The organism is Ochrobactrum sp. CGA5, assembly GCF_006345815.1.
Taxonomy (GTDB): Bacteria; Pseudomonadota; Alphaproteobacteria; order Rhizobiales; family Rhizobiaceae; genus Brucella.
The window spans coordinates 786,539-804,027 of sequence record NZ_VCIG01000038.1 but is presented as its reverse complement, the minus strand read 5'-3'; the positions used below and the strand labels follow the sequence as shown (position 1 = coordinate 804,027).

Here is a 17,489-nt window from a genome sequence, read left to right as displayed (position 1 = left end):
GTTTTTAGCCTTCTCACCCTTGCGAGGGGCGGGGGACTTTGACAAAAGGTTTGCACAGCGTCGCTATAAGAGGCGGCAATCGCGGTCTTATGCGCCGCACTCACGCAATTCGAATTCAGGACTTTGTTCAAATGGCCAAGACCGCAGAGCAGCACCCCCACGGACTGGATCGCATTCTCACACTCGAACTGGTCCGCGTGGCCGAGCGTGCAGCGGTAGCCGCGGCGAGGCTGCGTGGCCGTGGCGACGAAATGGCTGCCGATCAGGCCGCTGTTGATGCCATGCGTCAGGAATTGAATCGTCTTCCGATTGCCGGAACGGTTGTTATCGGTGAAGGTGAACGCGACGAAGCGCCGATGCTCTATATCGGCGAAGAAGTTGGAACCAAGCAGGGCCCGGACGTCGATATTGCGCTTGATCCATTGGAAGGCACGACGATCTGCGCCAAGAATTTGCCGAACTCGCTCGCCGTCATCGCGATTGCCGAGAAGGGCAATCTGCTTTACGCGCCTGACGTTTACATGGAAAAGATCGCTGTTGGTCCTGGCTACTCGAAGGGTGTGGTGGATCTTGACGCCAGCCCGACGGATAACATCATGTCCGTTGCCAAGGCGAAGGGTGTGAAGCCGAATGAAATCACGGCCTGCATCATGGACCGTCCGCGCCATGCGCGCCTGATTGAAGAAGTGCGGGCAACCGGCGCTGCGATCCGCCTTATCGGTGACGGTGACGTGGCCGGTGTGATGCACACGACAAACCCGGACGAAACCGGCATCGACATCTATATCGGTATTGGCGGCGCGCCGGAAGGCGTTCTGGCCGCAGCCGCTCTGCGCTGCATTGGCGGCCAGATGCAGGGACGTTTGCAGCTCAATACCGATGAAAAAATCGCTCGTGCCGCGAAGATGGGCATTGCAGACCCGAAGAAGGTCTACACAATGGAAGAAATGGCGAAGGGCGACGTGCTTTTTGCCGCTACCGGCGTAACGGACGGCAACATGCTCTCCGGTGTTAAGTTCGCCCGCGATTATATCCAAACCCATACCATCGTCATGCGTTCAAGCTCCCAGACGGTTCGCGAGATCAAGGCACGGCATCAGGATCTGTCAAAGTTCTAGACTTCATAGCGTTAAAACTAACGATGGAATTCCGATCCCGGAAAGCCCTGCGCTTTTCGGGATTTGCATTTTATGGTCCTTTCCAGAACGGTCCAAGATTTGTCATTTTGTTCGGGACTAAGTGCAATTCTACAACCATGGATATTTGGAGCGGGCATGACCGGAACGTCGAACAAGCTGCGTATAGCCGTACTCTTTGGCGGACGTTCCGCCGAGCATGATGTGTCGATCCTTTCCGCAACGAATGTCATGAAAGCGCTGGATGCGGCCAGATACGAAGCTGTTCCTGTGTTCGTTACGCGTGAGGGCCGGTGGCTTTTGACGCGTTTTACCGATGGTGAACTGGCGCGTCCGTCGCAAGGCACGGAGATTTCTTTACTTCCGGGCGGGAGAGGGCGCGCTATCGCGATTCCCGCAACCGGGACGCCTTATGAGCTTGCAAAGATCGATGTCGTCTTTCCGGTCTTGCACGGTCTGCATGGCGAGGACGGCAGCGTGCAGGGGTTGACGGAAGTTGCGCGTGTGCCGCTGGCGGGCTGCGGTATATGTGGATCGGCCAATGCGCTCGACAAGGATATTGCCAAGCGCCTGCTGAGGGAAGCGGGTATTCCGGTGGCTCGTGCAGTGACGATCACACGCCATGCGGCCCCGTCTTTCAATGAATTGAAAGAGGCGCTGGGCCTGCCCATTTTCATCAAGCCTGCACGGCAGGGGTCTTCGGTCGGCGTCAGCAAGGTGCAGACGGAAGCAGATTTTGATCATGCGCTTTCCCAAGGTTTTCGCCATGACGACAAGCTTCTGGCGGAAGAGTTCATTCAGGGGCGCGAGATAGAATGCGGTGTTCTTGAAGACGAAAATCGTGGCCTGTTCGTCTCGCGAACCGGGGAAATCGTTCCGGCGGAAAGCCACGGCTTTTACACCTACGATGCCAAATATATCGACGCGGATGGCGCTGCGCTGAAAGTGCCCGCCGAACTGCCGCAAGAAATCGAGAATGAAATGCGTGGCGTCGCTGCAAAAGCATTTCTGGCACTCGGTTGTGACGGCATGGCGCGTGTTGATTTCTTTGTCACGACCGACATGCGCTTCCTTCTCAACGAGATCAACACCATTCCCGGTTTTACCGATATCAGCATGTATTCCAAGGTGATGGCGATCAGCGGCATCAGATATCCGGAAGTCGTCAACCGGCTTGTGGCGCAGGGGCTGGCGAGGGCTGCCCGCACGAACTGAGGCGAGTTGCGTGCCGATAAATTGCAGGCGGCATTGCCAAGGTGCCGCCTTTTGTGTCTTTAAGGGATCATGACGACAGATCGCTTTTTCCTCGGAATAAAACAATCCGCAACCGGACAGAAATGGGTCGACCGGCTTGGCTTGCGTGAGGCCAATACGGCGCTTGCCATTGCACAGCACCACGGCATTTCAGATCTGGTTGCCCGCGTGCTTGCCGGGCGGGGGGTGTCGGTTGAAGGCGCGCCGGAATTCGTCGATCCGACGCTGCGCAACCTCATGCCCGATCCGGCGACGCTCACCGATATGGAGAATGCGGCAGGGCGGATTGCCGATGCCATTCTGCGCCGCGAGACTGTGGCTATTTTCGGCGACTACGATGTCGATGGGGCATGTTCTTCTGCCCTGATGGCGCGTGTTCTCAAACATTATGGCATTCAGCACTCCATCTATATTCCCGACCGGATTTTTGAAGGGTACGGTCCCAATCCAGATGCCATGCGCGATCTGGTGGCCAAGGGTGCGACCCTTATCGTTACGGTCGATTGCGGCACCAACAGTGCACCGTCCATCACGGCTGCCAGGCAGGCAGGGGCGGATGTTGTCGTTCTCGATCACCATCAGGTCGGTGGCGATCTGCCGGAAGATGCGGTGGCTATCGTCAATCCCAACCGCGAGGACGATATTTCGCAGCAGGGGCACCTTTGTGCTGCGGGCGTTGTCTTCCTGACTTTGGTACAGGTGAGCAAAATCTTGCGCGAACGCGGCAAGGGCCCGGGCCCTGACCTGCTTTCCCTGCTCGATCTCGTGGCGCTTGCAACTGTCTGCGATGTTGTGCCGTTAACCGGCGTCAATCGCGCTTTCGTGGTCAAAGGGCTGGTTGTTGCGCGTTCGCAGAGCAATGTTGGGCTTGCTGCCTTGGCACGCGTTGCCCGTATCGGCGAGCCGCTTAATGTTTTTCATCTAGGCTATCTCATCGGACCACGTATCAATGCTGGCGGGCGCATCGGCGATGCGGGGCTTGGCGCTCGACTGCTGACACTGGATGATCCTGCAACAGCGGATCGTATTGCTGTGGAACTCGACCGGCTCAATCAGGAGCGTCAGGCGATGGAAGCCGAGATGCTTATGGAAGCCGAAGCTGAAGCTTCGCTGGAAATCTCTGGCGGTGCAGGTGCATCGGTGATCGTGACGGCAAGTGACCGCTGGCATCCGGGTATCGTCGGGTTGCTGGCCTCAAGGCTCAAGGAAAAGGCCCGCAGGCCCGCCTTTGCCATTGCTTTCAACGCCAATGGTGTCGGATCGGGTTCCGGTCGTTCCATCATGGGGCTTGATCTGGGCAAACTGGTCCGGGGCGCGATGGAGCGGGGACTGCTCGTCAAGGGGGGCGGCCACGCCATGGCGGCTGGCATCACCATCGAGCGCAGCAATCTTGGTGCGTTGCGCGCTTATCTCGAAGAAGAATCGGCGCATATCGTTTCGCGCCTGCGTGAAAACCAGAGCCTGTCTATCGACGGTGCATTGGCTGCGTCGGGCGCAACGGTATCGCTCTATGAAGCCTTGCAGAAGGCTGGCCCATACGGTTCGGCGCATCCGCAGCCAATATTGGCGCTGCCGCATCATGTATTGGTTGATGTGCGCGGCGTCGGACGAGATCATGTGCGCGTTGCGTTGCGTGGTGCGGACGGAAAGCGCGTCAACGCCATAGCCTTCCGGGCGGCTGAGGGTGACTTGGGGCGCTTCCTCTTCAACAATATCGGCCAGAGCGTGCATGTGGCAGGCAATCTGTCGCTCAATCATTGGAATGGCTCCGTCACGCCTCAGATACAGATTCTGGATGCGGCGTCGCCCGTTTAACAATTCTGGGTCTATTTGAAATTTCTGTATTTTTTGTCTTCACGCTCTTGTGAGGCGAGGGGGCGAATTCCCATATGTGCATTTAAACATTCAAACATGACTCTAAGTGGAGAAACCGATGCCGGGTTCTGGAAGCCGCCTGACCAAACTGACTGCTGCGATGGTGTTGGGCTTGATTGCCACTTTTGCTGCGGTTGATTTCGCCGAGGCTCGCCGCGCGGGCGGTGGCGGTTTCGGCAGCCGAGGCGCGCGTACCTATCAGGCGCCAGCGCCAACACGCACCGCACCTAACAACGCTGCCCCGATGGAACGTTCCATGACGCCGAATACCGGTGCGACCCAGACCAACCGTCCGGGTGCCGCAGGTGCACAGAATGCCGCGCAGGCGCAGCGTTCCGGCGGCATGTTCGGAAATTTCGGTCGTTCCATGTTGGGTGGTCTTCTGGTCGGTGGTCTGATCGGCATGCTGCTCGGTAATGGTCTTGGCGGTCTTGCCGGTATGTTCGGGCTGATCCTGCAGGTCGCCGTGATTGCGCTCATTGCAATGTTCGTCATGCGCATGTTCGCAAATCGCCGCCAGCCGGCTGCGGCAGGCGCTGGCAACGCAGGTGCACAGCCTTTCGGTGCGGCAAAGACCGCAGCACCGCAAGCCAGTTCTCGTGCCAGCTCTCAGGCCGGTTCTGGCGGCCGCACGCCATCAGTGAACCCGTTCGAGACCAAGCAGACAGGCACTCCGGTAACGCCTGCCGCCCCGGCAGTCGAAGATGAGCCGATGGACGTCGGCCAAGAGGATCTGGATCGTTTTGAACAGATGCTTTCTGAAGTCCAGACTGCCTATGGCCGTGAGGATTATGCAGCGCTGCGCAAGCTTGCCACGCCAGAAGCCATGTCCTATCTGGCCGAAGAACTGGGCGAGATCGCTTCCAGCGGCATGCGCAATGAAGTGAAGGACGTCAAACTGTTGCAGGGCGATGTTTCCGAAGCCTGGCGCGAAGGCAATGTTGAATACGCAACCGTTGCAATCCGCTATTCGGCGATCGACGTGATGCTGGACCGCAATACCGGTGCAGTCGTTGAAGGCAATCCTGATGAGCCGGTCGAAAGCGTCGAATTCTGGACGTTCACGCGTACAGATGGTGGGGAATGGCTTCTCGCAGCCATTCAGGGAACGGAATAACCTTTCAGTATTGAAAAAGCCCGGTCTCGCGACCGGGCTTTTTGTTTGCGCATGTTTTTTCCCGAAACCGGTTCTCACTTTCGGGAGACGGCTCTGTTACCAGCTACCGACGTTTTCGGCGGAAGCCCATGGTTCCTGTGGAGCCAGACGGTCACCCTTCTGGATCAGCTCAATGGAGATACCATCGGGCGACTTGATGAAGGCCATATGTCCGTCACGCGGTGGACGATTGATGGTGACACCTGCATCCTGCAGCTTCTGGCACGTGTCATAGATGTCATCGACCATATAGGCGAGATGGCCGAAATTCCGCCCGCCGGTATAGGTTTCCGGGTCCCAGTTGAAGGTGAGCTCAAGTTCCGGTGCCCGCTCTGCCTTTGCCCGGTCCGTATCGGAGGGAGCTGCGAGAAAGATCAGCGTGAAGCGGCCTTTTTCATTGTCGGTGCGACGGATTTCTTCAAGGCCGAGTTTGTTTACATAAAAATCGAGAGATTCGTCGATGTCGCGAATTCGGACCATCGTGTGCAGATAGCGCATAGTCTTTTCCTAGGCTGTTGTAATTCGGGCGGCTGACGTTCGGACAACACAATTACGTCGAATCCGATGTCGGAGAGTGAACATCAGGCTATCACGGACAGAGTGACGTTCAAAAACTTTGAGCGGCAGATGTGACCGGAAATCTCCCGGATATATCATTGCCAATTCGGTGACCGGCCATATTTCAGGGGGTGGGGCAGTTTCAAATTGTTGTCGGGCCGGGAAAAGTAACCATGAAACTGTGAAGTCTGTAGTCTTCATGGGGACGAACGCAAGTTTGGGCTTGCCGCCTCCGGTTAAGGAAGTGTTATTCTTTGGACAAGAATCAGGTCGGAATCGCAACAGAAGAACAGAGGAGGGGCGAACGCATGGCGGACAAGTCTGTGTCAAATGACCAGTTTCACAGCCAGCACGCCTCGGACGAGTTGGGCGATATCATCGAAGTATCGGGCCATATCAAATGGTTCGACGTAGCAAAAGGCTACGGCTTCATTGTTCCAGACCAGCCGGGCCTCAATGATGTTCTTCTTCATGTGACGTCACTGCGTCGCGATGGCTTTCAGACTGCTCTGGAAGGTGCGCGCATCGTTTGTGAGGTGCGCAATGGTGATCGCGGCCTGCAATGTTTCCGCGTCCTGTCGATGGATACTTCTTCCGCTGTTCACCCGGCGCAGATGCCACCGCAGCGCACCCATGTGACTGTTACACCGTCTAGCGGCCTTGAGCGGGTGATCGTCAAGTGGTTTAACCGCACCAAGGGCTTCGGTTTCCTGACGCGCGGTGAAGGGACGGAAGATATATTCATTCACATGGAAACGCTGCGTCGTTTCGGCATGATGGAACTTCGACCGGGTCAGGTCGTGCTCATCCGTTTCGGTGAGGGTGACAAGGGCCTGATGGCTGCTGAAATCCACCCGGATATTGGCACAGCAATCCCGGTTTCCCATTAGAACACGCCAAAATCTCAATTCTTGTAACAAGCAGGTGAAGGTCGCTTTGTGCGGCCTGGGTGGTCTTGTCGTCATCCTGTCCCATTGATAGGTTTCGAGCGTGTTTGTTAATCTGATTGGGCAGGGTATGGGCCGCATTTTTCTTGCTTTAGCATTTGTTTTCTTCGCATTCGCAGCTCAGGCCGATGAAACACAGCCGATGCGGCTGCCGGTAGACAAGGAACCGCTGACATTCATCACCGCCAGTGGCAATAAGGTGAATTTTGCGCTGGAAGTGGCAGAAAGCGAGGATGCGCGTATGCGCGGCCTGATGTGGCGTACGGACTTTCCCAAGGATCGGGCGATGATCTTCGTGTTTGGCGAAATGCGCCGGATTATGATGTGGATGCAGAATACGCCGCTGCCGCTCGATATGGTCTTTCTTGACGATAAGGGGCGTGTATCGGCTATTCACGAAAATGCAGTGCCCTTCTCCGAAAATATCATTTCATCTGAAGTTCCAGCGGCGTATGTCGTTGAACTTCTGGCCGGTACGGTCAAACGGACTGGTATAAAGCTTGGTGACAAAGCTATCCATCGCGTGATCTGCAGTGCGTGCAAGTCTTGATATCAAGACAATACGATTAAAAGGAATAGACAGGTGAGTGCCCTCGACATCGAATATTTCGAACATGATGGCTTGCGTCTGGCATACCGTCAGGACGGAGAAGGCGATCCGATCCTGCTCATTCACGGCTTTGCGTCTTCGAGTCTCGTCAACTGGGTTTCGCCCGGCTGGTTCCGTACGCTGACCGAAGCTGGATATCGCGTCATTGCCATTGATAATCGCGGGCATGGACTTTCAGCGAAACCCCATGATGCGGATGAATACACGCCCACCAAAATGGCGTCAGACGCTGCAGCACTTCTAGACCACCTGGGGATCGAAAGAGCCCACGTCATGGGTTATTCGATGGGCGCGCGCATTTCCGCATTTCTGGCAATTGAACATGCCGCGCGCGTTCAGAGCGCTGTTTTTGGTGGCCTTGGCATCGGTATGGTGACGGGCGCTGGCGATTGGGAGCCGATCGGTGAGGCGCTGCTTGCAGAAGACCCAACCACGATCACCCATCCACGTGGACAGATGTTCCGCAAATTTGCCGATCAGACCAAGAGCGACCGTATCGCCCTTGCGGCTTGTGTGATTACTTCCAAGGAGTTGGTTTCAGCTGCCGCGATAGCACGCATTATCCAGCCTGTTCTCGTGGCTGTCGGCACGACGGACGATATTGCTGGCAGCGCGCAGGAACTCGCCGATCTTCTGCCAAATGGACGGGCCGTCGATATTCCGGGTCGCGACCATATGCTGGCGGTGGGTGACAAAGTTTACAAGCAGGCGGTGTTGCAGTTTCTAAAAGAAAATCCACTTTTATAGGGATTTGATCCTGCACAAAGAGCGCACTTAAGGGGCGCGTCAAATTCAGCTGTGTCAAGGTAAAGCATTTTAAGTTATGCTGCGCACCGAGCTCGTATTGCGGTGCAAGGGCTGAGCGGGAAGTTCGACTGCCGTCTCCCCTTCCACGGTGCAAAACTGGAGTATGCATATGTCCGTTCGCACATCAGCGAAAGCCACCCCCGGTCTGGGCCAGGTCGATCCCATCTGGCATTCTGTCCGTGCCGAAGCGGAGGAAGCAGCCAAGAACGACCCCGTGCTGGGTACGTTTCTCTACGCCACGATCCTCAATCAGCCGAGCCTTGAAGATGCGGTCATGCATCGGATTTCCGAGCGTCTCGGTCATGCCGATCTGAGCGCCGATATTTTGCGCCAGACCTTTGATGCCATGCTGGCTGCCAATCCGGATTGGTCGCAGATTGTGCGCGTCGATATTCAGGCGGTTTATGATCGCGATCCGGCCTATAGCCGCTTTATGGACCCGATCCTTTATCTGAAGGGCTTTCATGCGATTCAGACCCATCGTCTGGCGCATTGGCTCTACAATGAAGGACGCAAGGATTTTGCCTATTATCTTCAGAGCCGTTCGTCCTCGATCTTCCAGACCGATATTCATCCAGCCGCGCGGCTTGGCAGCGGCCTGTTCCTTGATCATGCGACCGGGCTTGTTGTCGGCGAAACGGCCTCGGTCGAAGACAATGTTTCGATCCTCCACGGTGTCACACTTGGCGGCACAGGGAAATCGAGCGGCGACCGCCACCCGAAAATCCGCCATGGCGTGCTGATCGGTGCTGGCGCGAAAATTCTCGGCAATATCGAGGTCGGACACTGCTCCAAAATTGCAGCCGGTTCGGTGGTTCTGAAACCCGTACCGAACAATGTTACGGTTGCCGGTGTACCGGCCCGTATCATCGGCGATACAGGCTGCGCCGAACCTTCCCGTGTCATGGACCAGATGCTGGGCGAAGGAATTTAGGCGACACGCCGTTTCGTTGCAGGCTGGACGGGCCGCTTGCTGGTTTTTTCCGGTATGCGGCCTATATTCTGTCAAAAGAAGCTATTAACTGCCCACAACCCTTTGGCACTGCTTTGCCGGGGGTTTACATAGGAAATGGCCGGGTGCAATAAACCGGCTCAATTCAATATCAGGAGAAGCCGGTTGAAACCCGAAGAACTCAAAAAGCTGGACGCCTATTTCAAACGGACCTTCAACAATCCCGGCCTGCAGGTGAAGGCGCGTCCGCGCAAGAACGACTCCGCCGAGCTTTACCTCAACGACGAATTTCTGGGCCTCGTCTATAAGGACGAGGATGAAGGCGAACTCTCCTACAATTTCTCTATGGCCATTCTCGACGTCGATCTTTGATCGCTCACGGAAATCGCGTCTCGAAGGACGCTGATGTCGGGCAGGAATGCCTTTCGACGCCCTTTCCAATGGAGAGGGCGTTTTATTATTCAGACATGACGACGGCATCGGGCTGAAAATCGGGATCGATGTTGGAAAATGCGATAGGTTGGAGCGTCCGTTTTAAGTCTGAACAGACGCGGCGCGTAAAGAAAGCTCGGTCCAGATTCCAGCACCTGATTGGGCAACAGGATCAGTTGATCTGCTTCGTTTCGTTTCCCAGAAGATGCGCATTCGCAAAATCGACAACCGCCTTGTCCAGCGACTGCCAATCGCCAAGCATGGAGCGGGGGAAGCGATAGAGTATCTGCAGGTCGCGACCGAACTGGACATCGCGCTCGCATGAATTGAAGCTCTCAGCAGCACTGTCCACAAGGCATCGCGCAACGAAATCCGGCTTGCCGCTGCCTGGATCGGACATGACCAGTTCCTCGCCTTGATAACCGCTGTTTTCGAGAAAGCGGTGCACCGTCAGGTTTCCTGGGGCTGGTTCCCCATTCAGGTCTATCAGCTCGGCATAGATCGGCAGGTAACGCCCGCTCATGTCGCGGGACATGGTGCGCTGCTCAATGGACATGAAAATGAGAAGGCGCTTCGGAGTGAGCAGGTTGAATATGGCACGGTCGCGCTCCGTGTAACCGGTAAGGCCCGGCCAACGCGCATAAAGATCCAGACGCGCAGTCACTCCGTCGCGTCGCTGGTTCGAAAAGCGGATCATGTTGGCTGGAATCGACAGGACGTTGTTGGCTATGATGATTTCATAAGCGTGCGTATTGTCAGAGTGCCCACCCCGCGCGATCAGCGGACCCAGCAGACGTCCGCCGACATTTACGGCAACTGAAAGCAGAATCAGAACGATAATCGCCAACAGCAGCCAGCCAAAGAGGCGGTTCCCAATTTTCGAGGCTGTGTAATCGGGTGCTGTTTCCATATGGGTGTCACGGTGATGATATTGCAAAAGAATATCTGTCTTTTATGGTTAACAGAGCGTGAAGTCGTGCTTGTATGAATGCTTGAACCGGCTTGGCGATTCGATTTTGCTGATGGAGGAAAAACATGCCGATTTATGCTTATAACGGGCACAAACCGCTATTTGTGGACCGCAGCAGCAACTGGATCGCGCCCGATGCGACCCTGATTGGCAAGGTTATCGTTGGTGAGAATGCCGGTTTCTGGTTTGGCGCTGTTTTGCGCGGCGACAATGAGCCGATCACTATTGGCGACGATACCAATGTTCAGGAACACACCATCATGCACACAGATATCGGTTTTCCACTGACAGTCGGTGCGGGGTGCACCATCGGACACCGGGCCATACTTCATGGCTGTACGGTTGGTGACAACACATTAATCGGTATGGGAGCCATCGTTCTCAACGGTGCGAAGATCGGAAAGAACTGCCTCGTTGGGGCAGGGGCGCTTGTGACCGAGGGCAAGGAAATACCGGACAACTCGCTGGTGGTCGGATCGCCCGCGCGCGTCCTGCGGGAACTGGATGCTGCTGCGGTCGAAAAACTCAGGCTTTCTGCGGAGCATTATGTCGAAAAGGCTCGGTCCTTCATGCGTGGGCTGGAACCTGCCTGAAACAAGGACGGGGTCAGAGGGAGGCTGACGGCCCGTCCTTGTTCGATCTATCTTTTGATCAATTCTTGATGCTGCCGACGAGGAGTTCTCGGTCGCTCTTGATCGAGACCCAGCTTCCGGTGTTCGTGGTCGACTGACGCTTGAGATATGTGTAGTCGGTCTTGTTCCAGGCGAGGACGCGGGTGTTGAGATTGTCGAGAATGAAGTCGCCGCGGTCGGTGCGGACGGTCAGAACCGCATGGCCTTCACCATTTGGCTGGCGGACCACCGTGAAAAGCAGCGTATTTGCCGGGATGCCGAGCGCCATCAACTCACGACGCTTCAAAAGCATGTAGTCGTCGCAGTCGCCCACTGTGGTCGGATATTCCCAGTATTCCTCGCGTCCCCAGGCTTCCATATCGGTCATCGGCGCAATTTTTTCATTAACGCTCGAATTGACCGTGATGATCTGTTTCCAGATTTTCGGGGTGAGCTTCAGCATATTGCTGTTGCGGCTGGTGATGTTGCATTCGGACTTGTAGCGCTCGCAGAATTCATAATGGCCAATGGGCTGTGAAGTGCGTTCGCCGGTCGTCATCCATGGTGAATTGGAGGCGGGGCTTGCTGCCTCTGCCAGTCCGATTCCCAGCAGCACCAGAATGGCTGCGATGATGGTTTGCTTTGTCATTCTTTTGTCTCCCTGTTGGAGACCAAGATGACCGAGACAATTTGAAGGCACGCAAATTTGCGTGCGAAAATGCGAGTCAAATTCGATTAAAACTGAAAATAACGCTGAAACTTTTTGTCAACGAACGGACAAATTCGGGGCAAATCGGGCTGATTTTGTGGCTTTTCCGTGATTTCTGGCATTTTGCAGTTTGCCATTCCGTAACCTTGACGCGTGTTCATCTTTTGGGCGGACGCTTTTAACCGAAAAGATTGTCCAGTGTGGTGCTGGTCTGAACGGTGGCGAATTCGATTGCGAAACCGCCCTGAAAATGACGGACGACGGTTCCACGGATGGGGCCTAGCATGACGCCGCTCCTGATCGCGGGCTTGAACTCGCTTTCTATGGCTGCGCCGGAAAGCGAAAGGTCGGTAATGCGGCACAGTCTTTGGTCACCGTCGGCAAAAGTAACGTTGTGCTGGGTCTTGCGCGGGACGATGCGTTCGTGACGGCGGTCTTCCGGTAGGGCGAGTTCGTGCTTGTTGGCAAGCCACGTTAACTGTGCGGAAAGCTTGTCTTTCTTCTGTTCAGACGTCGACAGCAGAATGTGGAAACCTTCCGATGTGACTTCGTTGGCAATTCCTTCGATACGTCCCACGTGGTCGATATAGGCGATGATCCGTTCGCCGTTGCGCGGCGTTGCGATTCCACTCATCAGAACAGTTCCGGGTGACATGCGCTTGATGATGCAGGGAAATTCGCTTCGATTTTCGAGCATGTAGCGACCGTTGAGATCGACATTCACGGCGTTGAAGTTTTCCTGCCGCACATTGCTTGTAGTGGATGCCGCGGCAAATCTGTTCATCAAAGTCGATCCATCTTGAAATTTGGCACGCCCGTTGCGCGTTACAATACCGTAGCCATCAATAAAGAGAAATCGCAGATTTCAATCCGCTTCATGCCGCGTCAGGCTTTGCCGCCCTTTATGAGGCGCAATTTCGGAGCGGCATGTTCCCGTGGCTGTGTCAGGCGAACATTAGTCCACTCCCGGGCTGCTCGCGGCGAGTTTACCGTGATGGCAGCCGATTTTAGAACGTTATCAGCAAGAATCAGATCGGGAGCGATCGGTTCGACCGAATTCAGGTGGCCGAGGACGATTGGATCAGCTCCCACCCATGTGACAGAATCTAGCACGGCGATGCTGCCTAGAAGGTTGATCTGACCGTTCGGCGCTTCAAGCGGAGCAAGAAACATTTCCAGACCGAGGCTTCGTCCAGTCATGCTGATTCCAACATGTGAAACGAGCGCGGGGACTTCCAGCTTACTTACATTCTCCGACATTTCTCCAAGAGCCGCTCGATCCCGCTCGGACCAGAGCGAAAGAAACCGTGTGTTCTTCAGTTCGCGACCGAAAAGGGTGCAGATGCGTGTTCCTGCCAGACGAAACGATAAATCGCCATATTTTTCAGCTTCGAGGAAAAACAAGTCGGACAAATGGCGCCCCAGCCTGCGAGGTTCGATCTGCTCGCGCATCGGCGCACGGAAGAAACCACTGTCCGTGCGGGCCAAGCGCTGCCATTCGCTAAAAATCGCGATCGTACTGCGGTGTTTCATCATACGCCGTTGATTTGTCCGTTGTACGCGGAGGCTGGCTCCGCCGTTGAACGCATTAAAATAGTATTAACAGCATGGATGCCAGTTTAACCCTTTCTTCATCCACCGGGCTCGTCCGTTAAGGTTAATAATAAGCAATGGTTGCACGGCAAAGAAAGACGCGCTTTGATAAGACATCAGACGAAGGCTTTGACTTGGTTGGCGTTTTTCTGAGCTCCAGATTAAATTTCGCGAAAGATTTATGTTCGCGTCAAGGCTGACCGGGAACCTCCGGCGGCCTTTATTTTTAACAAATTCTGCCCTATCAACATGCATCGACCAGACGCAAAAGGCTCCTTCGGTCCGATTGCGGTGCTTCGCATAAAATAGAAAGCAGCAGTTCATGAGTGTTCCCCAGCCGGAAATGAACGGCAGTAACCGCCGGTCGGGCGGTGGTGAGCCGATATTCAATATTCCGGGCGTTGTTCTCGCTCTGATTGGCCTATGCGTCGCGGTCTATATCTATCAGAACTACCTTATAAGCGAGCAACAGAACTACGAGTTCATGCTGAATTTCGCGCTCATCCCGGCACGGTTCTCGCTTGCCGATGGGTTTAGTGATCCCGCTGCACTTTTCACGCTTATCAGCTATTCGTTCATGCATGGGGGCATCGCCCATATCGCCGTCAATATGATCTGGCTTGCGGCTTTCGGCTCTCCGCTCGCTGGACGCCTAGGTACGGGAAGAATGATCGTTTTCTGGATATTCACTTCGGTGTTCGCTGGATTGACCCATTATGCGATCTACCCGGAAAGCGTTTCGCCTTTGGTGGGCGCATCAGGCGCGATTTCGGGAATGATGGGTGCTGCCGCTCGCTACGGTTTCCGACGCATCGGTCACGGTCGCAGATCGGAATTTGCAGGCCCCGTACTTCCTATCGGGCTGACTCTGACATTGAAGCCCGTTCTGACCTTCGTTGGTGTCTGGTTCCTGATCAATATCGTTACCGGACTTTATTCGACCGGTGGCGCGGATTTTTCCAGCATTGCCTGGGAAGCGCATATAGGCGGTTTCATAGCTGGGTTCTTCGGTATTTCACTGATCGACCGTCCACGCAGCTATGATGCTGTGTTGAGGCGCTAGGTTCGGTACTCTTTTACCTTTGACAAACTCTTCTCCCCATTTGATGCCACTTGCTAATCTGTAGTTTGGAGCGCACCATCATGGAACGTGGTGGGAGGAGCTGCGTTCTGCTTCAAATGGCTTATGAACGCCGGAGGCAGCGAGTGCTAAATCTTGGAGGGACTTTGGCATGACCGTAAGATCGATTCTCGAAACTAAGGGCAGGGATGTGGTCGTTATCGCGCCTGCTGATACGCTATCCCACGCCGTCGCCATGTTGAACAAACATAAGATTGGCGCGCTGGTAGTGTGCGACGAGGCCGGTCGAATCAAGGGTATTCTTTCTGAACGCGATGTTGTGCATGCTGTCGCGGCACAAGAAACCAAAGCTATGAGCATGCCGGTTGCCGAAGTGATGACGGCAAAAGTGCAGGTATGCCGCGAACATCACACCATCAACCAGGTGATGGAGATCATGACACGAAGCCGATTCCGCCATATGCCGGTGGAAGAAGGTGGAATGCTCGTGGGAATCATTTCGATCGGTGACGTCGTGAAGCGACGCATCGAAGATGTTGAGCGCGAGGCGGAAGATATCCGCACTTACATCGCCACAGCCTGAATCGGAGCGATCCGATTTTTAGTCATTCTCCCGGTGCAAAGGCCAGCCGGGAGAGCCTCTACAGGCGAATCAACGTGCGCGGAGATACCGTTCTGCAGCGTAGAGCGAGATAGCAGCCGCATTTGAAACATTGAGCGATTTGATCGCGCCCGGCATGTCGAGGCGGGCAAGCGCGGTGACGGTTTCGCGCGTCTTTTGACGCAGGCCTTTGCCTTCTGCACCAAGCACAAGAGCGATTCGTCCGCCGGACAAGGTGGCCTCCATTTCCAGTGGCCCCTCCGAATCAAGGCCGATAGTCTGGAATCCGAGGCTGTGCAGCTCTTCGATCGCCTCGGCGAGATTGCGCACTTCGATATGAGAGATCATTTCAAGCGCACCGGAAGCAGCTTTAGCCAGAACGCCGCTTTCCTGCGGGCTATGACGGCTTGTCGTGATCAGCGCGCCAGCACCGAAGGCGACGGCTGAACGCATGATGGCACCGACATTGTGCGGATCTGTCACCTGATCGAGCACGAGAAGCAGCGGGCTATCCTTCAGTTCAGACAGTTTTCTGGCGCGCAGTGGCTCCGCTTCGATCATAACGCCTTGATGGACGGCTTCGGAACCGGTTTCCTTGTCGATATCTCGCGGATCAACGATTTCGACGGGGAAGGGAAGAGATGCCGTCTCTCCAATTTCAAGTCGGGCAAATCCGTTTCGTGTCGCGCGCATGCGCAATATATTGCGTTCTGGATTTTCCACAGCTGCGCGGACTGTATGGAGGCCATAAAGCCGAACGGTTCCCTCGGTCACGGCGCTTGCGGAAATGGAAGGGCGCAGCGGCTTGCGCGGTGATTTGCCTTCTGTCACGGCCTTCTGGTCGCGATGCTGGCGACGCAGGCGTGCATAATGAGAATCTTTTGGTGTGCGGGGTGAGTTCTGATCGGTCATGGCGTGCTTATAACTCTTTAAGTGAACGGAAGATAGCGACTTCACCTGCGATTGCTATCAGGCTGTTCTGATTGTCAAAAAGTCTCTGTCTGCTCGAAATTCCTGAGAAAACAGAGCGTTTAGCCCCATGGGGCGGGGGTGCGGAAGGCGCTCTTTCCACGACGTTGTGGACGGACATGCATTCTTTTCGCTTTTACCCTGTTGACAGGGGATAAGCTTATCGTCATAAGGCCCCTCGCGGATCGACGGCTGGCCCAGCAGTCAGCCAGAAGACCCGCAGAAATGCCTAGTCGCTCGACTCTGCTGATAGTGATATCTGGAGGGATGCCCGAGTGGTTAAAGGGGACGGACTGTAAATCCGTTGGCTATGCCTACGTTGGTTCAAATCCAACTCCCTCCACCACTGTCGGAATAGAGTTAAGAGTGCGCGGGTATAGCTCAATGGTAGAGCAGCAGCCTTCCAAGCTGAATACGCGGGTTCGATTCCCGCTACCCGCTCCAAATTTATCGAGCGGTTTGGCGTGTAAGGAATCATCGACGGGCGGTTCGCCGTTCCGTTTTGGCATAAATGCTGGCCCGGAAGCCAAAAAGGCTTTTGTGCTGGCGCTTGAGCGGTTCTAGAACAAAGAGAACAACGGCGATGGCAAAAAGCAAATTCGAACGTACGAAGCCCCACGTTAACATCGGCACGATTGGTCACGTTGACCACGGCAAGACGTCGCTGACGGCAGCGATCACGAAGTTTTTCGGCGAGTTCAAGGCGTATGACCAGATCGACGCGGCTCCTGAAGAGCGCGCCCGCGGCATCACGATCTCGACGGCACACGTCGAGTATGAAACCGCAAACCGTCACTATGCACACGTCGACTGCCCAGGTCACGCTGACTATGTGAAGAACATGATCACCGGTGCTGCCCAGATGGACGGCGCGATCCTGGTTGTTTCGGCTGCTGATGGTCCGATGCCGCAGACCCGTGAGCACATCCTGCTCGCCCGTCAGGTTGGCGTTCCGGCGATCGTCGTGTTCCTGAACAAGTGCGACCAGGTTGACGATGCAGAACTGCTCGAACTGGTTGAACTGGAAGTTCGCGAACTTCTGTCGAAGTACGACTTCCCGGGCGATGAAGTTCCGATCATCAAGGGTTCGGCTCTTGCTGCTCTGGAAGATTCCTCGAAGGAACTCGGCGAAGACGCAGTTCGTTCGCTGATGGCCGCCGTTGACGACTACATTCCGACCCCGGAACGTCCGATCGACCAGCCGTTCCTGATGCCGATCGAAGACGTG

Annotated in this window: 19 protein-coding genes and 2 tRNA genes; 15 read left to right on the top strand and 6 right to left on the bottom strand. The window is 55.3% G+C overall.

From position 1 onward, the window contains the following. Positions 1 to 131 precede the first annotated feature (131 nt). The 4 genes from glpX (at position 132) to FJQ48_RS17015 (ending at position 5,382) form a co-directional block, all read left to right on the top strand. Positions 132 to 1,118, top strand: a complete 987-nt coding sequence (gene glpX / locus FJQ48_RS17030; protein WP_139976101.1) for a class II fructose-bisphosphatase — start codon at positions 132 to 134, stop codon at positions 1,116 to 1,118. Between the two features lie 156 nt (positions 1,119 to 1,274). Then, the gene (locus tag FJQ48_RS17025; protein WP_139976100.1) at positions 1,275 to 2,351 is read left to right on the top strand and encodes a D-alanine--D-alanine ligase family protein; all 1,077 of its coding nucleotides are present in this window, start codon (positions 1,275 to 1,277) and stop codon (positions 2,349 to 2,351) included. 69 nt (positions 2,352 to 2,420) lie between these two features. Continuing rightward, the gene (recJ, locus tag FJQ48_RS17020) at positions 2,421 to 4,205 is read left to right on the top strand and encodes a single-stranded-DNA-specific exonuclease RecJ (protein ID WP_139976099.1); all 1,785 of its coding nucleotides are present in this window, start codon (positions 2,421 to 2,423) and stop codon (positions 4,203 to 4,205) included. Positions 4,206 to 4,323: 118 nt separating this feature from the next. Further along, positions 4,324 to 5,382: a Tim44 domain-containing protein gene (locus FJQ48_RS17015; protein WP_139976098.1), complete on the top strand. Its 1,059-nt coding sequence runs from the start codon at positions 4,324 to 4,326 to the stop codon at positions 5,380 to 5,382. 96 nt (positions 5,383 to 5,478) lie between these two features. Here FJQ48_RS17015 and gloA read toward each other — a convergent pair whose 3' ends face one another. Beyond that, the gene (gene gloA / locus FJQ48_RS17010; protein WP_139976097.1) at positions 5,479 to 5,919 is read right to left on the bottom strand and encodes a lactoylglutathione lyase; all 441 of its coding nucleotides are present in this window, start codon (positions 5,917 to 5,919) and stop codon (positions 5,479 to 5,481) included. A 368-nt stretch (positions 5,920 to 6,287) separates the two neighbouring features. Here gloA and FJQ48_RS17005 point away from each other — a divergent pair, with 368 nt between their 5' ends. The 5 genes from FJQ48_RS17005 (at position 6,288) to FJQ48_RS16985 (ending at position 9,667) form a co-directional block, all read left to right on the top strand. Continuing rightward, entirely contained in the window at positions 6,288 to 6,869 is a 582-nt protein-coding gene (locus tag FJQ48_RS17005) for a cold-shock protein (RefSeq protein ID WP_139976096.1), read from the top strand. Positions 6,870 to 6,996: 127 nt separating this feature from the next. Further along, positions 6,997 to 7,476 (top strand): DUF192 domain-containing protein, encoded by a 480-nt coding sequence (locus tag FJQ48_RS17000; RefSeq protein WP_139976335.1) that lies wholly within the window; start codon positions 6,997 to 6,999, stop codon positions 7,474 to 7,476. A 33-nt stretch (positions 7,477 to 7,509) separates the two neighbouring features. Then, positions 7,510 to 8,283 carry an alpha/beta hydrolase gene (locus tag FJQ48_RS16995; protein ID WP_139976095.1) on the top strand — a complete coding sequence of 258 codons (774 nt, stop codon included), beginning with the start codon at positions 7,510 to 7,512 and terminating at the stop codon, positions 8,281 to 8,283. Between the two features lie 169 nt (positions 8,284 to 8,452). Beyond that, on the top strand, positions 8,453 to 9,277 hold the full coding sequence (gene cysE, locus FJQ48_RS16990) for a serine O-acetyltransferase (RefSeq protein WP_139976094.1): 825 nt from the start codon (positions 8,453 to 8,455) through the stop codon (positions 9,275 to 9,277). A 183-nt stretch (positions 9,278 to 9,460) separates the two neighbouring features. Further along, complete coding sequence (locus FJQ48_RS16985) at positions 9,461 to 9,667, top strand: DUF3126 family protein (RefSeq protein WP_010659890.1); 207 nt, start codon at positions 9,461 to 9,463, stop codon at positions 9,665 to 9,667. 232 nt (positions 9,668 to 9,899) lie between these two features. On the opposite strand, the gene FJQ48_RS16980 is transcribed toward FJQ48_RS16985, so the two are convergent. Beyond that, entirely contained in the window at positions 9,900 to 10,637 is a 738-nt protein-coding gene (locus FJQ48_RS16980; protein ID WP_139976093.1) for a hypothetical protein, read from the bottom strand. Between the two features lie 125 nt (positions 10,638 to 10,762). Between FJQ48_RS16980 and FJQ48_RS16975 the strand changes: the two genes are divergently transcribed. Beyond that, a complete protein-coding gene (locus tag FJQ48_RS16975; protein WP_139976092.1) occupies positions 10,763 to 11,290 on the top strand; it encodes a gamma carbonic anhydrase family protein in 528 nt (175 codons plus the stop codon). 58 nt (positions 11,291 to 11,348) lie between these two features. Here the strand turns inward: FJQ48_RS16975 and FJQ48_RS16970 are convergent, their stop codons facing one another. From FJQ48_RS16970 to FJQ48_RS16960, 3 genes are all read right to left on the bottom strand, one after another. Further along, on the bottom strand, positions 11,349 to 11,957 hold the full coding sequence (locus FJQ48_RS16970) for a transglutaminase-like cysteine peptidase (RefSeq protein WP_139976091.1): 609 nt from the start codon (positions 11,955 to 11,957) through the stop codon (positions 11,349 to 11,351). 238 nt (positions 11,958 to 12,195) lie between these two features. Further along, positions 12,196 to 12,801: a PilZ domain-containing protein gene (locus FJQ48_RS16965; protein ID WP_139976090.1), complete on the bottom strand. Its 606-nt coding sequence runs from the start codon at positions 12,799 to 12,801 to the stop codon at positions 12,196 to 12,198. 101 nt (positions 12,802 to 12,902) lie between these two features. Next, a complete protein-coding gene (locus tag FJQ48_RS16960; RefSeq protein WP_139976334.1) occupies positions 12,903 to 13,550 on the bottom strand; it encodes a PAS domain-containing protein in 648 nt (215 codons plus the stop codon). Between the two features lie 382 nt (positions 13,551 to 13,932). Between FJQ48_RS16960 and FJQ48_RS16955 the strand changes: the two genes are divergently transcribed. Continuing rightward, positions 13,933 to 14,673, top strand: coding sequence for a rhomboid family intramembrane serine protease (locus FJQ48_RS16955; protein ID WP_139976089.1), 741 nt, complete (start codon positions 13,933 to 13,935; stop codon positions 14,671 to 14,673). A gap of 169 nt (positions 14,674 to 14,842) precedes the next feature. Further along, positions 14,843 to 15,274 (top strand): CBS domain-containing protein, encoded by a 432-nt coding sequence (locus FJQ48_RS16950; RefSeq protein ID WP_139976088.1) that lies wholly within the window; start codon positions 14,843 to 14,845, stop codon positions 15,272 to 15,274. 69 nt (positions 15,275 to 15,343) lie between these two features. On the opposite strand, the gene FJQ48_RS16945 is transcribed toward FJQ48_RS16950, so the two are convergent. Further along, positions 15,344 to 16,204 carry an RNA methyltransferase gene (locus tag FJQ48_RS16945; protein WP_139976087.1) on the bottom strand — a complete coding sequence of 287 codons (861 nt, stop codon included), beginning with the start codon at positions 16,202 to 16,204 and terminating at the stop codon, positions 15,344 to 15,346. A 318-nt stretch (positions 16,205 to 16,522) separates the two neighbouring features. Between FJQ48_RS16945 and FJQ48_RS16935 the strand changes: the two genes are divergently transcribed. The 3 genes from FJQ48_RS16935 to FJQ48_RS16920 all read left to right on the top strand — a co-directional run. After that, a tRNA-Tyr gene (locus FJQ48_RS16935) sits at positions 16,523 to 16,607 on the top strand. Between the two features lie 24 nt (positions 16,608 to 16,631). Then, positions 16,632 to 16,705 (top strand) — tRNA-Gly (locus tag FJQ48_RS16930). Between the two features lie 139 nt (positions 16,706 to 16,844). Continuing rightward, positions 16,845 to 17,489, top strand: a 645-nt coding sequence (locus tag FJQ48_RS16920; protein WP_139976333.1) for a GTP-binding protein, incomplete at its 3' end; no start/stop codon positions are given.

Excerpts from the sequence above, each read along its gene's own strand:
- glpX (WP_139976101.1), top strand. The coding sequence starts at position 132 with ATGGCCAAGACCGCAGAGCAGCACCCCCACGGACTGGATCGCATTCTC.
- FJQ48_RS17025 (WP_139976100.1), top strand. The coding sequence starts at position 1,275 with ATGACCGGAACGTCGAACAAGCTGCGTATAGCCGTACTCTTTGGCGGA.
- recJ (WP_139976099.1), top strand. The coding sequence starts at position 2,421 with ATGACGACAGATCGCTTTTTCCTCGGAATAAAACAATCCGCAACCGGA.
- FJQ48_RS17015 (WP_139976098.1), top strand. The coding sequence starts at position 4,324 with ATGCCGGGTTCTGGAAGCCGCCTGACCAAACTGACTGCTGCGATGGTG.
- gloA (WP_139976097.1), bottom strand. The coding sequence starts at position 5,919 with ATGCGCTATCTGCACACGATGGTCCGAATTCGCGACATCGACGAATCT.
- FJQ48_RS17005 (WP_139976096.1), top strand. The coding sequence starts at position 6,288 with ATGGCGGACAAGTCTGTGTCAAATGACCAGTTTCACAGCCAGCACGCC.
- FJQ48_RS17000 (WP_139976335.1), top strand. The coding sequence starts at position 6,997 with ATGGGCCGCATTTTTCTTGCTTTAGCATTTGTTTTCTTCGCATTCGCA.
- cysE (WP_139976094.1), top strand. The coding sequence starts at position 8,453 with ATGTCCGTTCGCACATCAGCGAAAGCCACCCCCGGTCTGGGCCAGGTC.
- FJQ48_RS16980 (WP_139976093.1), bottom strand. The coding sequence starts at position 10,637 with ATGGAAACAGCACCCGATTACACAGCCTCGAAAATTGGGAACCGCCTC.
- FJQ48_RS16975 (WP_139976092.1), top strand. The coding sequence starts at position 10,763 with ATGCCGATTTATGCTTATAACGGGCACAAACCGCTATTTGTGGACCGC.
- FJQ48_RS16970 (WP_139976091.1), bottom strand. The coding sequence starts at position 11,957 with ATGACAAAGCAAACCATCATCGCAGCCATTCTGGTGCTGCTGGGAATC.
- FJQ48_RS16965 (WP_139976090.1), bottom strand. The coding sequence starts at position 12,801 with ATGAACAGATTTGCCGCGGCATCCACTACAAGCAATGTGCGGCAGGAA.
- FJQ48_RS16960 (WP_139976334.1), bottom strand. The coding sequence starts at position 13,550 with ATGAAACACCGCAGTACGATCGCGATTTTTAGCGAATGGCAGCGCTTG.
- FJQ48_RS16955 (WP_139976089.1), top strand. The coding sequence starts at position 13,933 with ATGAGTGTTCCCCAGCCGGAAATGAACGGCAGTAACCGCCGGTCGGGC.
- FJQ48_RS16950 (WP_139976088.1), top strand. The coding sequence starts at position 14,843 with ATGACCGTAAGATCGATTCTCGAAACTAAGGGCAGGGATGTGGTCGTT.
- FJQ48_RS16945 (WP_139976087.1), bottom strand. The coding sequence starts at position 16,204 with ATGACCGATCAGAACTCACCCCGCACACCAAAAGATTCTCATTATGCA.